We start from the raw sequence: 17,560 nt of genomic DNA on the forward strand, positions 1-17,560 counted from the left end.
TTCCACGGGGTCAACGCTACCCACCGCAGGCGGCCAGCACCGGCATCCGGTGCCCGTTTAGGCTGACTGGCGTGACACGCATCATCGCCGGGTTCGCCGGTTCGCTGACGATCGGCACCCCGGTTCACGGCACCCGCCCGACGAGCGACCGGGTGCGGGAAGCGATTTTCTCGTCGCTGGACGCGCGTGACCTCGTCGAGGGGGCGCGCGTGCTCGACCTGTACGCGGGCTCCGGCGCACTCGGGCTGGAGGCTGCGTCCCGGGGTGCGGCGCTGGTGGTCCTCGTCGAGCGCAGCCACGGTGCGACGCAGGTGTGTCGGCGGAATGCGGCCCTCGTCAAGCGGACGGCACCTGCCGGGCATGAGCTGGTGATCGAGGTCACCGGGCAGAGTGTGCAGGCGTTCCTGAACTCGGACGCGCGCGAGTGGGACGTCGTGCTGATGGACCCGCCGTACGAGATGGGCGAAGTGGAGCTGGGGCACAACCTCGAGGCGCTCGCGGCGCGGCTGGCTCCGGATGCTGCGGTGCTGCTCGAGCGTTCGTCCCGATCGCCGGAGCCGCGACTGCCGGAGGGCCTGGTGCTCGAGCGCCGCAAGGACTACGGCGACACCGCGCTGTACTGGCTCGCGAGGGGCTGACCTCGCGTCCGCGTGCGCGGGTGCACCTTCCGCGCGCGGGTCGAATTGGACCCGCGGGTGGAAGTTCGACCCGCGCGCGGGTGTTTCAGTCGCGCGCGGGTGTTGCAACACCCGCGCGTGAACAATTCACCCGCGGGAGTGGTCCCACCCCCGGAACGGGTCCCACCCGGTGAGGTCGTGCGGTTCCCCATCGACCAGCACACCGGAGCCGTCGACGACGGTGCCGATGCGGCGGAATCCGCCGGGCAGCGCCGCATCCGGCGGGAAGCACGCGAGCAGGCTGTGGTCCTCTCCCCCGCCGAGCGCGAGCTCCGGGTCGGGGCCGAGTTCCGAGGCCGCGAAGTCGAGCGCGACCTCGCTTGCCCGCGCGATGCGCCCGGCGTCGATAGCGAGCCCGTCGCTGATGTCCAGCATCGCTGTGGCGCCTGCCTTCGCCGCAAGCACGCCGTCACCGATCGGCGGCCGTGGGGCCAGTTGCGCGGGGGTGTCGCTCCGCAGGCCGGCGGCGAGCGCGGCATCCGGTTCCCCGTGCTCATCCACCGCGCGCTCGAACAGCAGCCTCAGCGCGGCGGCGGACGCACCGAGCGGACCGGACACCGCGACCTGGTCGCCGACCCGTGCGCCCGAGCGGAGCACGGGGTCGCGCCCCTCCAGGTCGCCGAATGCGGTCACCGCGAAGGTCAGCGTGTCCGACACCGACAGGTCCCCTCCGACGACACCGCACCCGGATGCGAGCTCAAGGCACGCCTCTCGCAGCCCGTCGGCGATCCCCTCGAGCACCTCGACCGGCGTCTCGGCCGGTGCGGCGAGCGCGACGACGAGCGCGGTCGGCGTAGCGCCCATCGCGGCCACGTCGGCGAGGTTGGTTGCCGCGGCCTTCCAGCCGAGGTCATGCGGGGTCGACCAGGCGAGCCGGAAGTCCGGCCCGTGGATCATCATGTCGGTGGTGACGACGTACCGCCCGTCCGGTGCAGCGATCACCGCGGCGTCGTCGCCTGGGCCAAGCAGCTCGGCCGAAGACGACGGCAGCAGCGGGAAGATCCGGCTCAGCACGCCCAGTTCTCCGACCGAGCCGAGGGTCTCGTGCGGGTCCTGGCGCTGCATGCACTCACGGTAGCCTGAAGAGGATGAGATCGTCGAAATCAGTCGCGGTCGCTGCCCTCCTGCTCGGCGGCCTGACGGCGTGTTCCCCGGCCGTGTCGCTCGACGCGGCGCCGGATGCCGTGAACCCGGACTGCGCCGAGGTGATCGTGCGCCTGCCGGATGCGATCGACGAGTTCGAGTACCGCTACACGGATGCGCAAGCCACCGGCGCGTGGGGTGACCCGACCGCGATCATCCTGCGCTGCGGCGTCCCGGTTCCCGGCCCGACGACGCAACTGTGCGTCGAACTAGACGGCATCGACTGGATCCGCGACGACAGCAACGCGCCGACTTACGTCTTCACGACCTACGGCCGTGACCCCGCGGTCGAGGTCATCGTCGACGGCGACGTCGCATCCGGCACCAACGCGCTCATCCAACTGTCGAACGCGGTCGGCAACATCAAGGCGACCGGCGCGTGCACCGACCCGAACGAGGTGCTCGACCTGCCGGAGCCCGGCGAGCAGTCCGACTAGCGGACGGTCTCGAACCCCAGCTCGATCAGTTCGCTGATGAGCTCCGGGTACTCGATGCCGCTGGCGATCCAGCACTTCGGGAACATCGAGATCGGCGTGAACCCCGGCAGCGTGTTCACCTCGTTGACGATCAGGTCCGATGACGGGGTCAGGAAGAAGTCGATCCTGGCGAGCCCGGATGCCCCGATCGCCCGAAACGCGCGCGTCGCGACCCGCTCGAGCTCACGCTGCTGACCCTCGTTGAGCTCCACCGGGCACACCAGCTCGACGCCGGGGGCGTCACGGTACTTCGCGTCGAAGTCGTAGAACTCGCGACCGGTGAGCCGGATCTCGCCGGGCAGCGACACCCTGGGTGCCCCGCCGTCGCGGCCGCTGAGCACGCCGCACTCGATCTCCCGACCGACGATCGCCTGCTCGATGATCGCCGTGCGGTCCTCGGCGAACGCCACGTCGAGTGCCGCGTCCAGGTCGTCCCAGTCCTCGACCTTGGTCACGCCCACCGACGATCCGGCCCGCGCCGGCTTGACGAACAGCGGCAGGGCGAGGCCACGCGCACGCCTGCCCCACAGTTCGCTCTCGTCGCGCCAGTCGGCCTCGGTCACGGCCACCCAGGGGGCAACCTCGACGCCAGCGCTCTGCAGTACCGACTTGGTCATGTGCTTGTCCATGGCGATGGCGGATGCGAGCACGCCGTTTCCGACGTAGGGCAGGCCGATCAGCTCGAACATGCCCTGAATCGTGCCGTCCTCGCCGAAGCGTCCGTGCAGGATCGGGAATGCGATGTCGATGTCGCCGAGCGATCGCACCGAGCCATCCGTCTCCACGACGCGCAACTCGCGTGTCGCCGCGGACTCAGGCCACAGCACCCTGGTGCCGTTGTCGATGACAGTGGGCAGCTCGGCGCCCAGCGCGAGCCGCTCCGGGTCGTCCTCCTCGAGCACGAACGCGCCGTCGGTGGTGATGCCGACCGGGATGACGTTGTACCGGTCGCGGTCGATGGCCGCGAGCACCCCGCCCGCGGTGGCGCAGCTGATGGCGTGCTCGCTGGAGCGGCCGCCGAAAACGAGTACGACGGTGGTCTTGTCTGTCACTTACCTAGTTCTCCGGTTGCGGTTCGTCCGAAATGGTGAGGTGCGGGGCGATGTCCCGGGGGTTCATGGTACCGGCGAGCACCTCGGCGACCTGCGAGACGATCGGCATCTCGACGCCCTTCGCAAGCGCCAGCTCCAGGATCGGGGCGACGGATGCGAGGCCCTCCGCGGTCTGGTTCATCTGCTTGATGACGTCAGTGAACGAGTAGCCCTGGCCGAGCAGCCGCCCGGCGGTGTTGTTCCGGGACAGCGGCGACTCGCACGTCGCGATGAGGTCGCCGAGCCCGGCCAGCCCGGCGAGTGTCTCCGGTCGTGCGCCGTAGGCGACCGCGAAGTCCGTCATCTCGACCAAGCCGCGCGTGATGATCGAGGCTTTGGTGTTCTCGCCGTAGCCGACGCCGTCGACGATGCCGATGGCGACGGCGATGAGGTTCTTCAGCACGCCGCCGAACTCGGTGCCGATGACGTCGGTGTTGACGAAGGAGCGGAGGTAGCGACTGGATGCCGTCATCGCGACGAGCGTGGCGGTGTCGAGGTTCTCGGATGCGACGACGGATGCCGTCGGTTCCTCCCGCGCGATCTCCAGGGCGAGGTTCGGGCCGGAGACCACTGCGATCTGGGCGGGTTCGGCGCGCAGTTCGTCGCGGATGACCTCGCTCATGCGCAGCGCAGTGCCCATTTCAACGCCCTTCATCAGGCTGGCGATGATCGCATCCGGTGGCAGGATGTCCCGCACCGCGCGCAGGTTCTCGCGCAGGCTCTGGCTGGGCACCGCGACGAACACCATCTCAGCCCCGTCGAGCACGGCATCGAGCTGCGGGCTCGCCCACAGATCCCGGGGCAGATTGACGCCGGGGAGGTAGTCGCTGTTGCGCTTGGACTCGGCGATCTCCCGCGCAAGCTCCGGCCGCCGCGCCCACAGCGCCACATCCGATCCGCCGTCGGCGAGCACCTTGGCGAAGGTCGTGCCCCAGCTGCCGGCACCCAGCACAGCGACCCGGCGTTTGCCGGGCTGCGGGATGCGGATCGGCAGCGTGCTAGTCAAAGCGCCCCGTCTCGCTCTGGCCGGCCTTTGACGGGTCCCAGCGTTCGGCGGGAGCGGGCTCGCCGCGCAGCTCGGACAGCAGTGCGGCGATCGCGTCCATGAGCTTGTCTGTGGCGGCGTTCAGGGTCGCATGGTCGAGCGGGCGCCCCTTGAACGGCGTCAGGTCGACGGGCGCGCCGAACCGGATGGAGATGTCCTTGCGCGGGAAGAAGCTGATCCTCTTGCCGTACCGAGGCAGTACCGCCTGGGTTCCCCAGTGCGCGACCGGGATGAGCGGCACGTCGTGTTCGAGCGCCATCCGGACCGCCCCATGCTTGCCGCGCATCGGCCACAGGTCCGGGTCGCGAGTGAGCGTGCCCTCCGGGTAGATGACGACCGCGAGGCCGTTCTCGGTGAGCTTGTTGGCCGCGGCGAGCGGGTCGCTCGTGTTGCGCTGCCGGCGCTCCACCGGGATCTGCCCGGTCTTGCGCAGGATCCAGCCCACCACCGGCACCTTGAACAGGCTCGCCTTCGCGAGGAAGCGTGGCGTCCTTCCCCGTTTCCACATGGCCAGCCCGATCACGATCGGGTCGATCTCGCTGTAGTGGTTCGGTGAGACGACGGCCGGGCCGCTTGCCGGCAGATGCTCGCTGTGCTGGATGTCGTACCGCGCCAGCAGGTTCATGAGCGGCACGACAAAGAACGCGATCACCCGATAGAGCGGTGTTTTCTCCGACTTGGGCTTACGCGCCCCTGTCTCCCCCGGCGCCACTCTCAGCCTTCGAAGGAGTAATCAGCGCCGAGGGCGTCCAACTTTTCGATGATGTGCTCGTAGCCTCGGCTGACGATGCCGATGTTGCTGACGGTGGAGGTGCCCTCGGCCGCCAAGGCCGCAATGAGGTGACTGAAGCCGCCGCGCAGGTCGGGGACGGTGATGTCGGCGCCGTGCAACGGAGTCGGCCCGGTGATGACTGCCGCCTGCTCGAACTCGCGGCGGGCGACGCGGCGCGGGTGGTCGGGCAGGCCCTTGGGGTGCACGACGATGTTCGCGCCCATCTCATTGAGCGCGTCGGTGAAGCCGAAGCGGTTCTCGTACACGGTCTCATGCACGATCGAGGTCCCGGTCGCCTGGGTCAGCGCGACGATGAGCGGCTGCTGCCAGTCGGTCATGAAGCCGGGGTGCACGTCGGTCTCGACGGTGACAGGCTTCAGCTCGCCACCGGGGTGGTAGAACCGGATGCCGTCTTCCTCGATGTCGAAGGCCCCACCGACCTTGCGAAACACATTGAGGAAGGTCATCAGCTGGGACTGCTGTGCGCCCGCGACGAAGATGTCGCCGCGCGTTGCGAGCGCTGCGGATGCCCAGCTCGCGGCCTCGTTCCGGTCGAACAGTGCGCGGTGGTTGTAGCCCTGCAGCGACTCGACGCCCTCGATGAGGATGGTGCGGCTGGGCTCGACCGAGATGATCGCGCCCATCTTCTGCAGGACCGCGATGAGGTCCATGATCTCGGGCTCGATCGCCGCGTTGTGCAACTCGGTGACGCCCTTGGCCTTCACGCCGGTGAGCAGCACCTGCTCGGTCGCGCCGACGCTCGGGTAGGGCAGCGTGATCTCGGCACCGCGCAACCCGTTCGGGGCGGTCAGGTGGATGCCCTCGTAGCTCTTGTCGACGACCGCGCCGAACGCTCGGAGCGCGTCGAGGTGGAAGTCGATCGGGCGGTCGCCGATGCGGCATCCGCCCAGGTCCGGGATGCGCGCCTCACCGAGGCGGTGCAGCAACGGCCCGCAGAACAGGATCGGGATGCGGCTCGCGCCCGCATGCGCATCGATCTCGGCGAAGTGCGCCTTCTCGACGTTGCTCGTGTCGAAGCGGAGCTCGCCGGCGGCGGGCTCCGAGACGACGACACCGTAGACCTCGAGCAGACCCCTGACCACCTGAACATCGCTGATGTCAGGGACGTCCTTCAGCACGCTCGGGGTCTCGCCGTGGAGGGCTGCGACCATCGCCTTGGTGGCGAGGTTCTTCGCCCCACGGACGGTGACACGCCCGCGTAGCGGGTTCCCACCGTTGATGGTGAGCTTCTCGGCCTTGAGGCCTACCCGTGCACCTGCCTTCTGGGCATCCGTGACAGCAGAATCCATGTGACCACCTTGAGGGTTAGCGTGCGGGAAGAGTAGTGGGTCGCCACGATTCTCGGGCATCCTCAAAGCGAGTGATCTGCGCCTCCTCGCGCAACGTGAGTCCGATGTCGTCAAGGCCCTCGAGCAACCGCCACCTAGTGTAATCATCGATCTCGAAAGCGACTGAGCGATCTCCCAGCGTCAGCGTCCGCTCGACCAGGTCGACGGTGGCCCCAATCCCGGGGTCGGCTTCGATCATGGCCCACAGTTCCTCGGTCTCCTCCTGGCTGATCTGCCCGGTGAGGAGGCCCTGTTTGCCCGAGTTGCCGCGGAAGATGTCACCGAACCGGGGCGAGAAGACCGCAGCGAACCCGTAGTCGCGCAGCGCCCAGACGGCGTGCTCGCGACTGGACCCGGTGCCGAAGTCCGGGCCGGCGATGAGCACGCGCGGGTTCTGGAACGCCGGGTCGTTGAGCACGAAGTCGGGGTCCTGACGCCAGGCGTGGAACAGCGCGTCGTCGAAGCCCGTCTTGGTGACGCGCTTCAGGAACACCGCCGGGATGATCTGGTCGGTATCGACGTTGGAGCGCTTCAGCGGAACGGCAACTCCGGTGAGGGTCTCGAACTTCTCCATCAGCGTGCGCTCCCCTCTGCGGTGGACTGGGCCCCGGCCGGAACACCGACCGATTCGATGACCGGCGGCAGCGTGCTGCCTGTGGCGACGACATCCGACGGCGCGGACAACGTTCCCCGGATGGCGGTGGCCGCGGCGACGAGCGGCGACACCAGGTGGGTGCGCCCGCCCTTGCCCTGTCGGCCTTCGAAGTTGCGGTTGGAGGTCGATGCGCAACGTTCCCCCGGCGCCAGCTGGTCGGGGTTCATGCCGAGGCACATCGAGCATCCGGCGAACCGCCACTCTGCGCCGAACTCCTCGAACACCTTGTCGAGGCCCTCGGCTTCGGCCTCAAGGCGAACGCGCGCGGAGCCCGGCACGACCATGACGCGAACGCCGTCGGCCTTCTTCTGGCCCTTCACAACGGATGCGAACGCGCGCAGGTCCTCGATGCGGCTGTTCGTGCACGAACCCATGAACACCGCGTCGACCTTGATGTCCTTCATCGCGGTGCCGGCGGCGAGGTCCATGTACTCCAGAGCGCGCTCGGCGTTGGCGCGCTCGTTCGGGTCGTCCAGCAGCGCCGGGTCGGGAACCCGGTCATTCAGCGACACGCCCTGGCCGGGGTTGGTGCCCCAGGTCACGAACGGTTCGAGTTCGGCAGCGTCGAGGTACACCTCGGCGTCGAAGACGGCGTCATCGTCGGTCTTCAGCGTCTCCCAGTAGGCGACGGCGGCGTCCCAGTCCGCTCCCTGAGGCGCGTGCGGGCGACTTTTCAGGTACTCGTAGGTGGTCTCATCCGGTGCGATCATTCCCGCGCGCGCACCGGCTTCGATCGACATGTTGCAGATTGTCATCCGGCCGTCCATGGAGAGCGAGCGGATGGCACTGCCGCGGTACTCGAGCACGTAGCCCTGGCCGCCGCCGGTGCCGATCTTGGCGATGATCGCGAGGATGATGTCCTTCGCCGTCACGCCGGGCTTCAGTTCACCCTCGACCGTGATGGCCATGGTCTTGAACGGCTTCAGCGGGAGCGTCTGGGTCGCCAGCACGTGCTCGACCTCGCTCGTGCCGATGCCGAACGCCATCGCCCCGAATGCTCCGTGCGTCGAAGTGTGGCTGTCGCCGCAGACGACGGTGATGCCAGGCATGGTCAGCCCCAACTGCGGGCCGACGACGTGCACAATGCCCTGCTCCTTGTCGCCCAGCGAGTGCAGACGGATGCCGAACTCCTCGGCGTTGCGGCGCAGCGTCTCGATCTGGGTGCGGCTGGTGAGGTCGGCGATCGGCTTGTCGATGTTCAGCGTCGGCGTGTTGTGGTCCTCGGTCGCGATCGTGAGGTCGGGCCGGCGGACCGGGCGGCCGGCCATCCGGAGTCCGTCGAACGCCTGCGGGCTGGTGACCTCGTGAATGAGGTGGAGGTCGATGTAGAGAAGGTCGGGCGAACCGTCTTCACCCTTGACGACCAGGTGGTCGTCCCAGACTTTCTCCGCCAGCGTCCTGCCCACGGCTTTCCTCCTTGCGACATGCGAATTCACCCCGCGCGCGCTTCGCACGCGGGAAAGCGATCATTCCAGTCTACGGCCCCCGGCGCGGCACTAGGATTCCCATGGGCACCGACCCTTTGGGCCCGCCCGTGAAGCCCACAAGGCCAGTTACAAAGGAGTACTCAATGCCGGCGACCGACCCTCTCTCGTCCCTCCCCCTCGAGCACGAACGGGTGCTCATCACCTCCGGGGAGCGATCCGGTCTCACCATCAGCGTCGCGGTGCATTCGACGCGACTCGGTCAGGCCCTGGGCGGTGCCCGCATCTGGCAGTACGAGAACTGGACCGACGCGGTCGCCGATTCGCTGCGCCTGGCGAAGGCGATGACCCTGAAGAACTCCGCTGCCGGCCTGAACCGCGGTGGCGGCAAGTCGGTGATCCACGTGCCGATGGGCGTGACGTTGACCGAGGAGCAGAAGCGGCTCGCGATGCTTGACCTGGGTGACGCGGTCGAGAGCCTCGGCGGCGCCTACATGACCGCGGAAGATGTCGGCACCAGCGCCGAACTCATGGCCGTCGTCTCCGAGCGCACCGCTCACGTGTGCGGACTGCCATCCGACCAGGGCGGCGTCGGCGAACCGGCGGATGCAACAGCGGCGGGCGTGCACCAGAGCGTGCTCGCGACCCTCGACGCCCTCTACGGCTCGAAGGATGTCGCCGGTCGCCATGTCGTCATCGTCGGGCTGGGCCAGGTGGGTGGCCGGTTGGCCCGTTCACTCGCGGCCGACGGCGCGACACTGACCGTCACGGATGTGAACCCGGGCAAGAAGGCGCTGGCCGATGAGCTGGGTGCGAACTGGGTGGGCGTCGACGAGGCGTGGACGGTCGAGGCCGACCTGCTCGCGCCGTGCGGCCTGGGCGAGGTGCTGACGCCCGAGGTGATCGCGAATCTGCGGGTGCGCGGTGTCGTCGGGGCGGCCAACAACCAGCTTGCTTCGCACGATGGCGCCGGGCTGCTCGCCGAGCGGGGCATCCTGTGGGCTCCCGATTTCGTGGTCAACGCGGGTGGCGTGATCTACCTGGCCATGGCGTCGGAGCCGGATGCCGACGGTGCAGCGATCGAGCGGCGCGTCGCGGCGATCGGTGACACGGTCGCGACGATTTTCCGGGACGCCAAGGAGCAGGGCATTACGACGCTGGAGGCCGCTGAGCGGCTGGCCTTCGCGCGGCTCGACGCCGCGCGGTAGGCCATCCGGCCCCTCCTGTCACATCGCTTCGCACGGGTGAAACTTTCGCGCGCGGGTGTTGCAACGCCCGCGCGTGGAAGGAACACCCGCGCGAGGGAGTTGGGATCAGGAGCGCTCTACGCGCAGGTTGAAGCGTCCGAGGCTTACTTCCTGGCCGGGATGCACGCGCATCCGCTCGCCCGGCTCGACTCGCTGATCGTCCACCCACACGCCGTTCGTTGACGCCAGATCGTGAATCCAGAGCTCCTCATCGACGAGCTCGAGCGCCGCGTGCGTCTTCGACACCGTCTTCTGGGCGTCGTCGACCTGCAGCAGCTGGGCATCCGGCCACCGCTCGTTCGCGGCCGGGTTGCGGCCAAGCACGGTCGTCGCATCCATGGTGACGCTCACGCCGCTCTCGAGCACAATGCTCCACCTGCCCCTACGCGGCGCGAACCGAGTCTCCTCGTCGATTGCCGTTGGTGCCGCGACGACCGCTTGCGGCGGCGCCTCGGTGACTGCTGGCGCGGGCGGGGTTGCCCCGGGCGGTGCCGGCAGGAACACGATCTCATCACGCGGCCGCTGCGGGATCCGTCGCGTCCCCGAGTTCGTGTCGAGGTTCGGTGGCGCGATGCCGGGGGGCAGCGTGATGAAGCCGTCCTGCTCGTCCCCTATTGCGCTCACGCGGCAATGGTAACGGATGCCGCGTGCTCATTCACCGGTCGGGTTGCTGCTGCTTCTCCCAGTACGCGACGCGCATGAGCGCGTCGAAGAACGGCAGCAGGTGTTCCCGGAGCCCCGCCATCGACGTGGAGAAGTTCACGAGCACCACCCGCTTGGTGTCCGGAACGGCCAGCCAGTAGTCCACGATGAGCACGTCAAGGCTCCCGCTGTCGTCGCCGCTGCCGACAGCAGTTGCCCGGATGCGATCTCGTCGCAGCGCGGATGTTCCGGCCAGTTCGAGCGCGGTCAGGTCGCCGGTGTCCGCGGAGCCTTCCAACCCCTGCCGCAGGATGCCCAGCACGCGATCGCCGCGCGTCCCGACCGCTGGGACCAGTTCGACATCGAGCAGGTACACCGTGATGGTGATCGGCAACGGCAGGCCGTCAACCAGCTGGATTGCAAGGAACATGCTCTGCCCGTTGCCCGCGATGGCTTCGTCGATCGCGGCGGTGAACTCCCGGCGCAGCCGCGCCCGAAGCGCTGACCGGTCATCGGTGGTGCCGATGCGGTGACGGATGAGGCGGGTCGCCGCCGCGATCGCCGCCTCCCGGTCGAGCAGGGAGGTCGCCCACCAGTCGCCAGGCAAGCGGAATCGCAGGGTGGGCATGGCTTCAGTGGGCGGAGTGTCCAGTGGAGTGCTCACTGGCGCAGTTCTTCCCAGGTGCCGTACCGCTCCTCGAAGAAGTCGATCGTTCCGGAGATGGTGTCGTCCGAGAGATGACCGTCATAGAGGTCCAGTTCGCGTGCGGCATCCTCGATCGAGATGTTCGGTTGCGACATGTTCGGCTCACCCGGCATCGGCGACGCTGCGACATCAAGCCGCACGCTCACGGGACGTACTGGGGATGCCGCAAGCGTCGCCTCGAGCGCGCTGTCGATCACGCGCACCAGATCGTCGTGCTCTGTCGACGTCACGTACACCCGCACCCACACTCCGACGCCGGCAATGCCGGTGGACGTAGCCGTGAAGGCGTCCTCAATAACCGGGTTGGATGCGACGACCGCCGCGGGCACCACGGTGTGGAAGTCGGGGGCCGCCACGCACCCGCTCAGCGCGAACGGAGTGGCCAGCACTACTGCCAGCGCTGCCGCGATCCGATTGTTCACTTGACCGCCGTTTCTGCCTCGGCGAACTCGTATTGATACGCGAGCTCGAAGTCGGAAAAGAACATCGATTGCCGTTCGCTGTCCACCCGAGCGGCAGTTTGGGCGTAGTAGTCGGCGTTGTGAGGGTATCCCGACCGACCAGACGGCTCGGTTATCGTCACCCAGTTCGGCCCTTGGCGCGGCGGGGTGCCGTCGAGTCGGGGAACGTGATCGCCGTCATGCTGGATCGCGAGCACCGAAACCGTCGGCGGGATCGGCATGTGATCGATCGGCGCACCGGCGACGGCGATGGCGCGAATGTTGAACGGCGAATCAGGGTCCGATGCCATTGCGCCGGCGAGAATTCCTCCTTGGCTCCAGCCTGCGAGCATGACCGAGTCATCCGGTCCGATCCCGGCGTCGCTCATCGCCTGGAGCACTGCCCGCTCGTAGGCGGCCTTCTGGTCTGGGGTGAGAATCAGCGTGAGGTTGGAGCCCAGGTCGTTGACCGCTCCGGCGTCACCGAAAGCGCCGCCCATCAGCAGTTGCCAGTCCTGGGTGCTCGGCAGTGTCACGCGCCAGATCGGATTGCCGAACTCGTCCAGTGCCGGTGCACCGCTGTCATCAAGCACCCGAACCACTTCGACGACGGTGCGGTCCCTGCCGCCGTTCTCGTCGAGCTTCCCGTTGTTCTGGAACAAGTACTGGTAGTCCGATGCACCCTGCTTGTTCACGAGTCGCCCGCCGAGCGTATCCGTCACGGGCCGCACGGTCGGCGTCGGCGTGAGCGCTTCGCGCAGCATGAGCGCAGCGACGGCGCCGGTCAGTAGCGGCACGACGACGAGCGCCACGCCGACGAGCACCTCCACGAACCCATCCATGGTCAGCGCACCAGACGTGATGAGCGTGAGGAAGACCGGGAACAGCGCCAGCACCACCGCGAGCGCCACGACGAGGGACACGACGACAATGACGATGAGGAGCAATGTCGTGAGCACCGTGTCGAGCACCCGCACGATCCACTCGCCTACGGCAGCGACGAACCCACCGAGGTCCTCCAGCACGGCTCCGACGTGATCGAAAAAGCCGTCGTTGAGGGTGCCGAGCTCCATCCGGATGCGCGTTGCTGCCGCCTCCGCGGCAAGATTGCGCTCCTCGAGAGCTTGGTTGTACCGCTGCCAGGCGGCCGCGAGCCCAGCCTGCGCATCCGCCACCTGTCGGCGGTAGTACGACTGGCGACTCAGCAGGTCCTCGATGACGCCGGGATCCTCCCCCGCCATCGCCGCCATCGTGGTGCGGTGTTCCAGGTCGCGCAGAGTGGGCTCGGCAACGGCGAGGTCATGCTCGTGCGCGGCGACTTCCGTCCGCAGTTCGCGCACGCGCGATTGCGTGTCCTCGAGCACCACCGCGTAGTCGGTGAGTGCCGCCGCAGTCTCGGTGTAGCGCGGTTCGACGGTGACCAGGTCGGCGGAGACCACGCGCGTGCGCTCACGCATCGCGTCGACTGACTTGCCGATCGTGAGGTCGTCGTCGGCGACGTTGTTGAGCACTATCGAGAGGCTGCGGAGCGTCTCGGCGATCGTCGCCAATCGAGTGGACTCCTCCGTGAGCGTACGCGGGTCACCCGGCAGCTCCTCGAACATCCACAGCTGGGTGCTCACGCCCCGCCCTCCGTGCTCGTGAAGGCCGTCACGCGCGCCTCGAGTTCGGAGTCGAGGGCACGAAAGGTGTCCCTGATGGCGACGACGGACTCGCGCACGAATGTGAGCTCCTCCGTGAGCCGCTCGCGGCGGATGCTCCACGCGTCGCGGAAATCGCGCGTCGCCCCGGCGACTGCGGCGTGCCCGGCGATATCCGGGACGTGGGCGGAGAGTTCGCCGACGCTCGTGAAGTCGGCGAGCACGGTGTTCAGCCGCTGGTCAGCCCGATCCAGCCGGTCGAAATCGATCCGGATATCGCTCATATTGCCCCCTCAGCGACACGGTAGCGAAGCCTTGAATCTCCGGGCGATGGGCACCGCTGCCCATGTGGGTCACGCGGTGGCGACCTTGGTGGAGCGGGTGTCGTCGCCCGGTGCGAGCGGCCGCGGATCATCCTGCGGGCGGATCACGATAGAGCCAGCGTCGCGATCCCGGTCCCGGATGGCGTACGAGTACCAGACTGCGGCGGACAGGCGCCCGACCACCCAGCGTTCCTGGCGCGGGGTCATCGGCCCGGTGAACCACCCGTCGGCGACCTGAACCGTCCCGGGTCCGCTGAAAGAGGACATGACCAGCCGGGTGCCGGTGGCGGTGCTCGTTGCGCGGTGCTTCATGAGCCACAAGGAACGACCGCCACCGGCCGCGAAGTCCTTGACCGTCACGAACGACCCGTTCGGCAGCACGAACTGGTAGGTCGCCTCGGGCAGCCGCCGCGTGTGGAACCTCAGGTGCTCCAGGATCTGACGGGCGATGCGGTCCGCTTCTGGCCGAGGCAATTTCACCCAGAATCGGGCAAAGAGGTAGCCCGGGCTCAGACTGGGCTGCCACACGCCATTCTCGTCGGCGCGGCGGCCATCCTTCACGTGACGTCGCGCGAGCAGAGGGATCAGCACGAAAGGCGCGACAACCAGCACAGCGATGATCGTGAGGATCACGACCCCTTCTGTCGTCACTGGGCGCCCTCGGCCGTGGTCGGGGCGGGCCAGCGGATCGTCTTCACGATCGCGTCGAACAGCCCGAGCATCTCCTCCTCGTATTCGGCGAGCGCGGTGGAGAACGTCAGCAGCGCAAGCCGGTTCGGGTTGGCTGCAGCGAGCCAGTAGTCGGCCTCGACGAACTCGAACGTCGCTTCCGCATCCCCTTCAGAGACCTCCCGCACCCGGCGCCACGAGTGGCGGACCGCCTGGATGCGACCATCGCCGTCCAGCGTGGACACCGACCCCTCCTCCGGGGCCCAGCCGCGCGTTCCAACCTCGAGGAACGACTTCAGCTCGCTCAAACCCAGCGCATCGAAGTCGGTGGCCTCGATGCGCGGGGTGAACACCGAGACCCAAGCGGGAAGCGGAATCTTCGGGGTCAGGTTGAACGCGACGTAGAAGTCGGATGCGCCGCCCTCCCGTGCCGCGTCGGCAGCCTTCTGGAAGCGCGAGCGCAGTTCTGCGCGAGTCGTCGCGAGGTCGTCGCGGCGCTTGGTCGCCTCATCGAGGACCTTGCGGATAGAGCGGTGCATCGACTCGTCGGTCGCGAGGTTGATTCGTCCCCACTTGCCCGGCAGTACGAAGCGCGGAGTTGTGGGTTCAGTCATCGTCATCAATCGTCTCCGGCGGACGGGTCTTCCCCGGCGGCCAACGCCATCAAGTATGCCCCGGTGTCGCTGAACAAGGCCAAGTTCTGGGTGAGCAGCGTGAACTCGACTCCCGTTTCGCCGCCGTGCGGGAAAAGGGCGAGGAAGGTGCGTTCCATGGCCGGGTTGGGCACGCCTTCACGTGCGACCGGGAGCGTGAAGTCGTGGCTGAGCACACCGCGCCCGGTCGGCACTTCGACCTCGTCGACGGTGCGACGGATGACCTCGGTGCTCTCGTCGCCGCTGAACGAACGGGCTGCGGCGAGGTAATTGTCGTACGCGCCGGGCGCGATGCGGCTCACGCGCATGCTGAGCAGCGCTTCCACCCGACCGGTGTGAGGCGCGATTACGAAGGCGAAGCTGCGTCGCGCTCCGGCGGGCAGGGCAGCGGCGATCGCGGTCACCGTGCGGAGAGCGGCGGCGAGCCGACCGGCGGGTTCGTCGCGGTTCTCGCCGAAGTCGAGGCCGTCGAGGATGTTGGCGATGCGCGTGTCCACGTCCTCGTCCTGGCCGGGCAGGGCGATCCAGCCGGCCGGGACCTGCACGGTCAGGATGCCGTCGCTGAGGACTCCGCCGCTCACGATGCGGGCACCGCGTTCACGGAGCCCCAGACATCCGTCATCTCATTCCACGATGCACCGGTGTCGTAGTCCCAGTCGAACATGCCCGCGAGCGGCGATGCGGTTCCGAAGGTGGCGATGTCCGCGAACCCGGGGAGCATGTCGGTCGGGGTCGCGTCGGACAGGTCCCACACCGGCTTCGGAGGTGAACCCCACGGCCGCTGGCCGAGGTGCGACAACTCGAAATCGAGACCCTCGCTGACGAAGTAGTTGACCGGGGTTCCGTACGCGCTGACCAGGCCGCCGATCGTCTGGCTCTGCAACAGGTCGGCCACCTGGTTGCTGGTCGGCCGCACAACAAGCGGCACGGTGCTGCCCGCAGCGACGGCGGCACCGCGCTGCGTCACGCCAGAGAACGCGCCGGCCACATCGTCGAACAGGCCGCTGCCACCACCGAGCTTGGAGGTGATCACGCTGGTGAGGGCGGAGATGCCGTCCGCGAGCACTCGGCCGAGGCTTTCCCTGCCCATCAGGAACAGCAACGCCGAGCAGGCGAAGATCGCCACCGACAGGATGACCGCGAGCGCGGACAGGGCAGCCGCGAGCGGTGCCAGCACCGGAATGAACAGGGCGAGAACAGTCACGATGAGAGCGAGTACGTCGACGATCTTCTTGAGGATCTCGAGCACGTCCCGCAGAATCTCGAGCACCGGCCCGAGGTATTTGGATGCGAGTTCCCACAACAGTTGCAGGTCGCCCAGGACCCCGTCCCAGAACCCGTCGTTGAGGTTCGAATCCGATTCCGCATCGCGCAGGCCGTTGACGGCGTCGTTGACTGCGGCCTCCCAGGACGACACCGCGGCGTTGTACTGCGCCAGGTAGGTCGTGTACTGGGAGTCGTAGTGGTTCGCCTGCCGGTTCGCCTCTTCGAGGTCGGCGAGCAGCTCCGGATCGGTGTTGCCCCACATCGCCTGATCGCGAAGCTGGTTCTGGCGGTGCCGCCAGTACCGCCCGTTGTCGTTGTTGGAGATGATCTGGGTGCGCGCGCCGTTGCCGTTGGTGTGCGCGTCGGAGAGCGACCCGGCGTAGGCGCTGAAGGTTTCGGCCGCGCCCTGGTAGCGGACCGCCACGCGCTCGGTGTCTCCGCTCGCGTCCCCGGCCTTGGAGCGCACCTCGTCGACCGCTTCGCTGATCGTGATGTCGTCGTTCGCGAGGTTCGCGAGTTCGGCGGCCGCCTCACGCAGCGCCTCGGCGGTGGTGCTGAATGCCTTGGCGAAGCTGCTTACAGTTTCGGGATTGCCCGGGATCTCGTCGGGAATCGGATCGTCGCAGCGAAAGCACATGTCATACCGCCTGGGGTGCAGGGCCGTTGCCGGCGGGCGGGTTGGTCAGCCCGTTCGCGAGAGACGCGTCGGTCTCCGCGAGCTGGGTGTGGATGTTCCGCACGGAGTCGCGCAGCCACTCGAGGTTCTTCACGATCTCCAGCCGCCGCTTGTCCCACGAGTCCCGGAACTCGACGGTTCGCGCTGCGAGCCTGTGGTCGCCGACCGCGTGCGACAGGGTCAGCATGGACTCGAACTCGCGGCCTACCGTGTCGACCGCGGCCGTCAGGTTGGTCTCGAGCTCACCGAGCCTGTTGTAGTCGACCCTGAGATCGCCTCCGGCCATCGTGTGCGCGTCCTTTCGTGGGTTGGCTGGTGGGGTGCGGTTCTTCGCACCGGCCCCCGGGCTACGGGGGCCGGTGAGAGTAACTAGCCGCGGATGGCGTTGGCGAGGCCCTCGTCGGTCTGCTGCAGCGCGTCGGCTGCGGCGACCAGGAACTGGCTGAGGCCCTCGAGTCCGTCGATCGCGGTGCGGGTGCCCGAGGTGAACTGCTCGTACGAGTCGCGGTAGGCGGCCGAGGACTGCTCGGCCTGGAAGCCGTTGGCGGTCAGGTTCTGAACGAGGTTGCTGAGCTCGGTGAGCTTCGCGTTCAGGTCGTCGCGGCCGGCGAGGAGGCGCTGGGCAGCATCGCGGAGGTCGTCGTAGGTGACGTTGAGGTTAGCCAT

21 protein-coding genes are annotated in these 17,560 nt (G+C 68.0%); 3 read left to right on the forward strand and 18 right to left on the reverse strand.

The annotated features are described in order from the left end of the window. Positions 1-71: 71 nt before the first annotated feature. Positions 72-638, forward strand: coding sequence for an RsmD family RNA methyltransferase (locus tag IRG63_RS09325; protein ID WP_193509944.1), 567 nt, complete (start codon positions 72-74; stop codon positions 636-638). Positions 639-764: 126 nt separating this feature from the next. Here the strand turns inward: IRG63_RS09325 and thiL are convergent, their stop codons facing one another. Continuing rightward, entirely contained in the window at positions 765-1,742 is a 978-nt protein-coding gene (gene thiL, locus IRG63_RS09330; RefSeq protein ID WP_168626577.1) for a thiamine-phosphate kinase, read from the reverse strand. Between the two features lie 23 nt (positions 1,743-1,765). On the opposite strand from thiL, the gene IRG63_RS09335 reads away from it, so the two are divergent. Next, a complete protein-coding gene (locus IRG63_RS09335) occupies positions 1,766-2,257 on the forward strand; it encodes a DUF3515 domain-containing protein (protein WP_168626576.1) in 492 nt (163 codons plus the stop codon). Here the strand turns inward: IRG63_RS09335 and IRG63_RS09340 are convergent. The 6 genes from IRG63_RS09340 to leuC all read right to left on the reverse strand — a co-directional run bounded on the left by IRG63_RS09340 (position 2,254) and on the right by leuC (position 8,614). Next, the gene (locus tag IRG63_RS09340) at positions 2,254-3,348 is read right to left on the reverse strand and encodes a D-alanine--D-alanine ligase family protein (protein WP_193509945.1); all 1,095 of its coding nucleotides are present in this window, start codon (positions 3,346-3,348) and stop codon (positions 2,254-2,256) included. The genes IRG63_RS09335 and IRG63_RS09340 overlap by 4 nt on opposite strands. 4 nt (positions 3,349-3,352) lie before the next feature. Continuing rightward, entirely contained in the window at positions 3,353-4,393 is a 1,041-nt protein-coding gene (locus tag IRG63_RS09345; RefSeq protein WP_227411985.1) for an NAD(P)H-dependent glycerol-3-phosphate dehydrogenase, read from the reverse strand. Then, positions 4,386-5,084, reverse strand: a complete 699-nt coding sequence (locus IRG63_RS09350) for a lysophospholipid acyltransferase family protein (RefSeq protein ID WP_370566224.1) — start codon at positions 5,082-5,084, stop codon at positions 4,386-4,388. The genes IRG63_RS09345 and IRG63_RS09350 overlap by 8 nt, the downstream gene beginning before the upstream one ends. Before the next feature lie 62 nt (positions 5,085-5,146). After that, complete coding sequence (murA, locus tag IRG63_RS09355; protein WP_168626574.1) at positions 5,147-6,514, reverse strand: UDP-N-acetylglucosamine 1-carboxyvinyltransferase; 1,368 nt, start codon at positions 6,512-6,514, stop codon at positions 5,147-5,149. A 16-nt stretch (positions 6,515-6,530) separates the two neighbouring features. Further along, positions 6,531-7,127 (reverse strand): 3-isopropylmalate dehydratase small subunit, encoded by a 597-nt coding sequence (gene leuD / locus IRG63_RS09360; RefSeq protein WP_168626573.1) that lies wholly within the window; start codon positions 7,125-7,127, stop codon positions 6,531-6,533. Continuing rightward, a complete protein-coding gene (gene leuC, locus IRG63_RS09365; RefSeq protein WP_168626572.1) occupies positions 7,127-8,614 on the reverse strand; it encodes a 3-isopropylmalate dehydratase large subunit in 1,488 nt (495 codons plus the stop codon). The genes leuD and leuC overlap by 1 nt, the downstream gene beginning before the upstream one ends. Before the next feature lie 164 nt (positions 8,615-8,778). Between leuC and IRG63_RS09370 the strand changes: the two genes are divergently transcribed. Then, the gene (locus tag IRG63_RS09370) at positions 8,779-9,840 is read left to right on the forward strand and encodes a Glu/Leu/Phe/Val dehydrogenase family protein (RefSeq protein WP_168626571.1); all 1,062 of its coding nucleotides are present in this window, start codon (positions 8,779-8,781) and stop codon (positions 9,838-9,840) included. Between the two features lie 105 nt (positions 9,841-9,945). Here IRG63_RS09370 and IRG63_RS14095 read toward each other — a convergent pair whose 3' ends face one another. The 11 genes from IRG63_RS14095 to IRG63_RS09425 form a co-directional block, all read right to left on the reverse strand. Beyond that, complete coding sequence (locus IRG63_RS14095; RefSeq protein ID WP_168626570.1) at positions 9,946-10,503, reverse strand: FHA domain-containing protein; 558 nt, start codon at positions 10,501-10,503, stop codon at positions 9,946-9,948. A gap of 31 nt (positions 10,504-10,534) precedes the next feature. Further along, positions 10,535-11,149 carry a hypothetical protein gene (locus IRG63_RS09380; protein WP_168626569.1) on the reverse strand — a complete coding sequence of 205 codons (615 nt, stop codon included), beginning with the start codon at positions 11,147-11,149 and terminating at the stop codon, positions 10,535-10,537. Between the two features lie 32 nt (positions 11,150-11,181). After that, the gene (locus tag IRG63_RS09385; protein WP_193509947.1) at positions 11,182-11,649 is read right to left on the reverse strand and encodes a hypothetical protein; all 468 of its coding nucleotides are present in this window, start codon (positions 11,647-11,649) and stop codon (positions 11,182-11,184) included. Continuing rightward, the gene (locus IRG63_RS09390) at positions 11,646-13,289 is read right to left on the reverse strand and encodes a hypothetical protein (RefSeq protein ID WP_193509948.1); all 1,644 of its coding nucleotides are present in this window, start codon (positions 13,287-13,289) and stop codon (positions 11,646-11,648) included. Before IRG63_RS09390 ends, IRG63_RS09385 begins: the two co-directional genes overlap by 4 nt. After that, positions 13,286-13,591 (reverse strand): hypothetical protein, encoded by a 306-nt coding sequence (locus IRG63_RS09395; protein ID WP_168626566.1) that lies wholly within the window; start codon positions 13,589-13,591, stop codon positions 13,286-13,288. The genes IRG63_RS09390 and IRG63_RS09395 overlap by 4 nt, the downstream gene beginning before the upstream one ends. A 69-nt stretch (positions 13,592-13,660) precedes the next feature. After that, entirely contained in the window at positions 13,661-14,281 is a 621-nt protein-coding gene (locus IRG63_RS09400; RefSeq protein ID WP_168626565.1) for a hypothetical protein, read from the reverse strand. Continuing rightward, the gene (locus IRG63_RS09405) at positions 14,278-14,913 is read right to left on the reverse strand and encodes a hypothetical protein (protein ID WP_193509949.1); all 636 of its coding nucleotides are present in this window, start codon (positions 14,911-14,913) and stop codon (positions 14,278-14,280) included. The genes IRG63_RS09400 and IRG63_RS09405 overlap by 4 nt, the downstream gene beginning before the upstream one ends. Positions 14,914-14,918: 5 nt before the next feature. Continuing rightward, the gene (locus IRG63_RS09410; protein ID WP_168626563.1) at positions 14,919-15,533 is read right to left on the reverse strand and encodes a hypothetical protein; all 615 of its coding nucleotides are present in this window, start codon (positions 15,531-15,533) and stop codon (positions 14,919-14,921) included. Then, on the reverse strand, positions 15,530-16,855 hold the full coding sequence (locus IRG63_RS09415) for a hypothetical protein (protein ID WP_168626562.1): 1,326 nt from the start codon (positions 16,853-16,855) through the stop codon (positions 15,530-15,532). Before IRG63_RS09415 ends, IRG63_RS09410 begins: the two co-directional genes overlap by 4 nt. 1 nt (position 16,856) lies before the next feature. Continuing rightward, positions 16,857-17,180 (reverse strand): hypothetical protein, encoded by a 324-nt coding sequence (locus IRG63_RS09420; protein ID WP_168626561.1) that lies wholly within the window; start codon positions 17,178-17,180, stop codon positions 16,857-16,859. An 83-nt stretch (positions 17,181-17,263) separates the two neighbouring features. Next, positions 17,264-17,560 carry a WXG100 family type VII secretion target gene (locus IRG63_RS09425; RefSeq protein ID WP_168626560.1) on the reverse strand — a complete coding sequence of 99 codons (297 nt, stop codon included), beginning with the start codon at positions 17,558-17,560 and terminating at the stop codon, positions 17,264-17,266.

The sequence above is a fragment of the Cryobacterium sp. BB736 genome (genome assembly GCF_014980265.1).
GTDB lineage: Bacteria > Actinomycetota > Actinomycetes > Actinomycetales > Microbacteriaceae > Terrimesophilobacter.

Coding starts and splice junctions, on each gene's coding strand:
- thiL (WP_168626577.1), bottom strand. CDS start 1,742: ATGCAGCGCCAGGACCCGCACGAGACCCTCGGCTCGGTCGGAGAACTG.
- IRG63_RS09335 (WP_168626576.1), top strand. CDS start 1,766: ATGAGATCGTCGAAATCAGTCGCGGTCGCTGCCCTCCTGCTCGGCGGC.
- murA (WP_168626574.1), bottom strand. CDS start 6,514: ATGGATTCTGCTGTCACGGATGCCCAGAAGGCAGGTGCACGGGTAGGC.
- leuD (WP_168626573.1), bottom strand. CDS start 7,127: ATGGAGAAGTTCGAGACCCTCACCGGAGTTGCCGTTCCGCTGAAGCGC.
- IRG63_RS09370 (WP_168626571.1), top strand. CDS start 8,779: ATGCCGGCGACCGACCCTCTCTCGTCCCTCCCCCTCGAGCACGAACGG.
- IRG63_RS09380 (WP_168626569.1), bottom strand. CDS start 11,149: ATGCCCACCCTGCGATTCCGCTTGCCTGGCGACTGGTGGGCGACCTCC.
- IRG63_RS09395 (WP_168626566.1), bottom strand. CDS start 13,591: ATGAGCGATATCCGGATCGATTTCGACCGGCTGGATCGGGCTGACCAG.
- IRG63_RS09405 (WP_193509949.1), bottom strand. CDS start 14,913: ATGACTGAACCCACAACTCCGCGCTTCGTACTGCCGGGCAAGTGGGGA.
- IRG63_RS09415 (WP_168626562.1), bottom strand. CDS start 16,855: ATGTGCTTTCGCTGCGACGATCCGATTCCCGACGAGATCCCGGGCAAT.
- IRG63_RS09420 (WP_168626561.1), bottom strand. CDS start 17,180: ATGGCCGGAGGCGATCTCAGGGTCGACTACAACAGGCTCGGTGAGCTC.
- IRG63_RS09425 (WP_168626560.1), bottom strand. CDS start 17,560: ATGGCTAACCTCAACGTCACCTACGACGACCTCCGCGATGCTGCCCAG.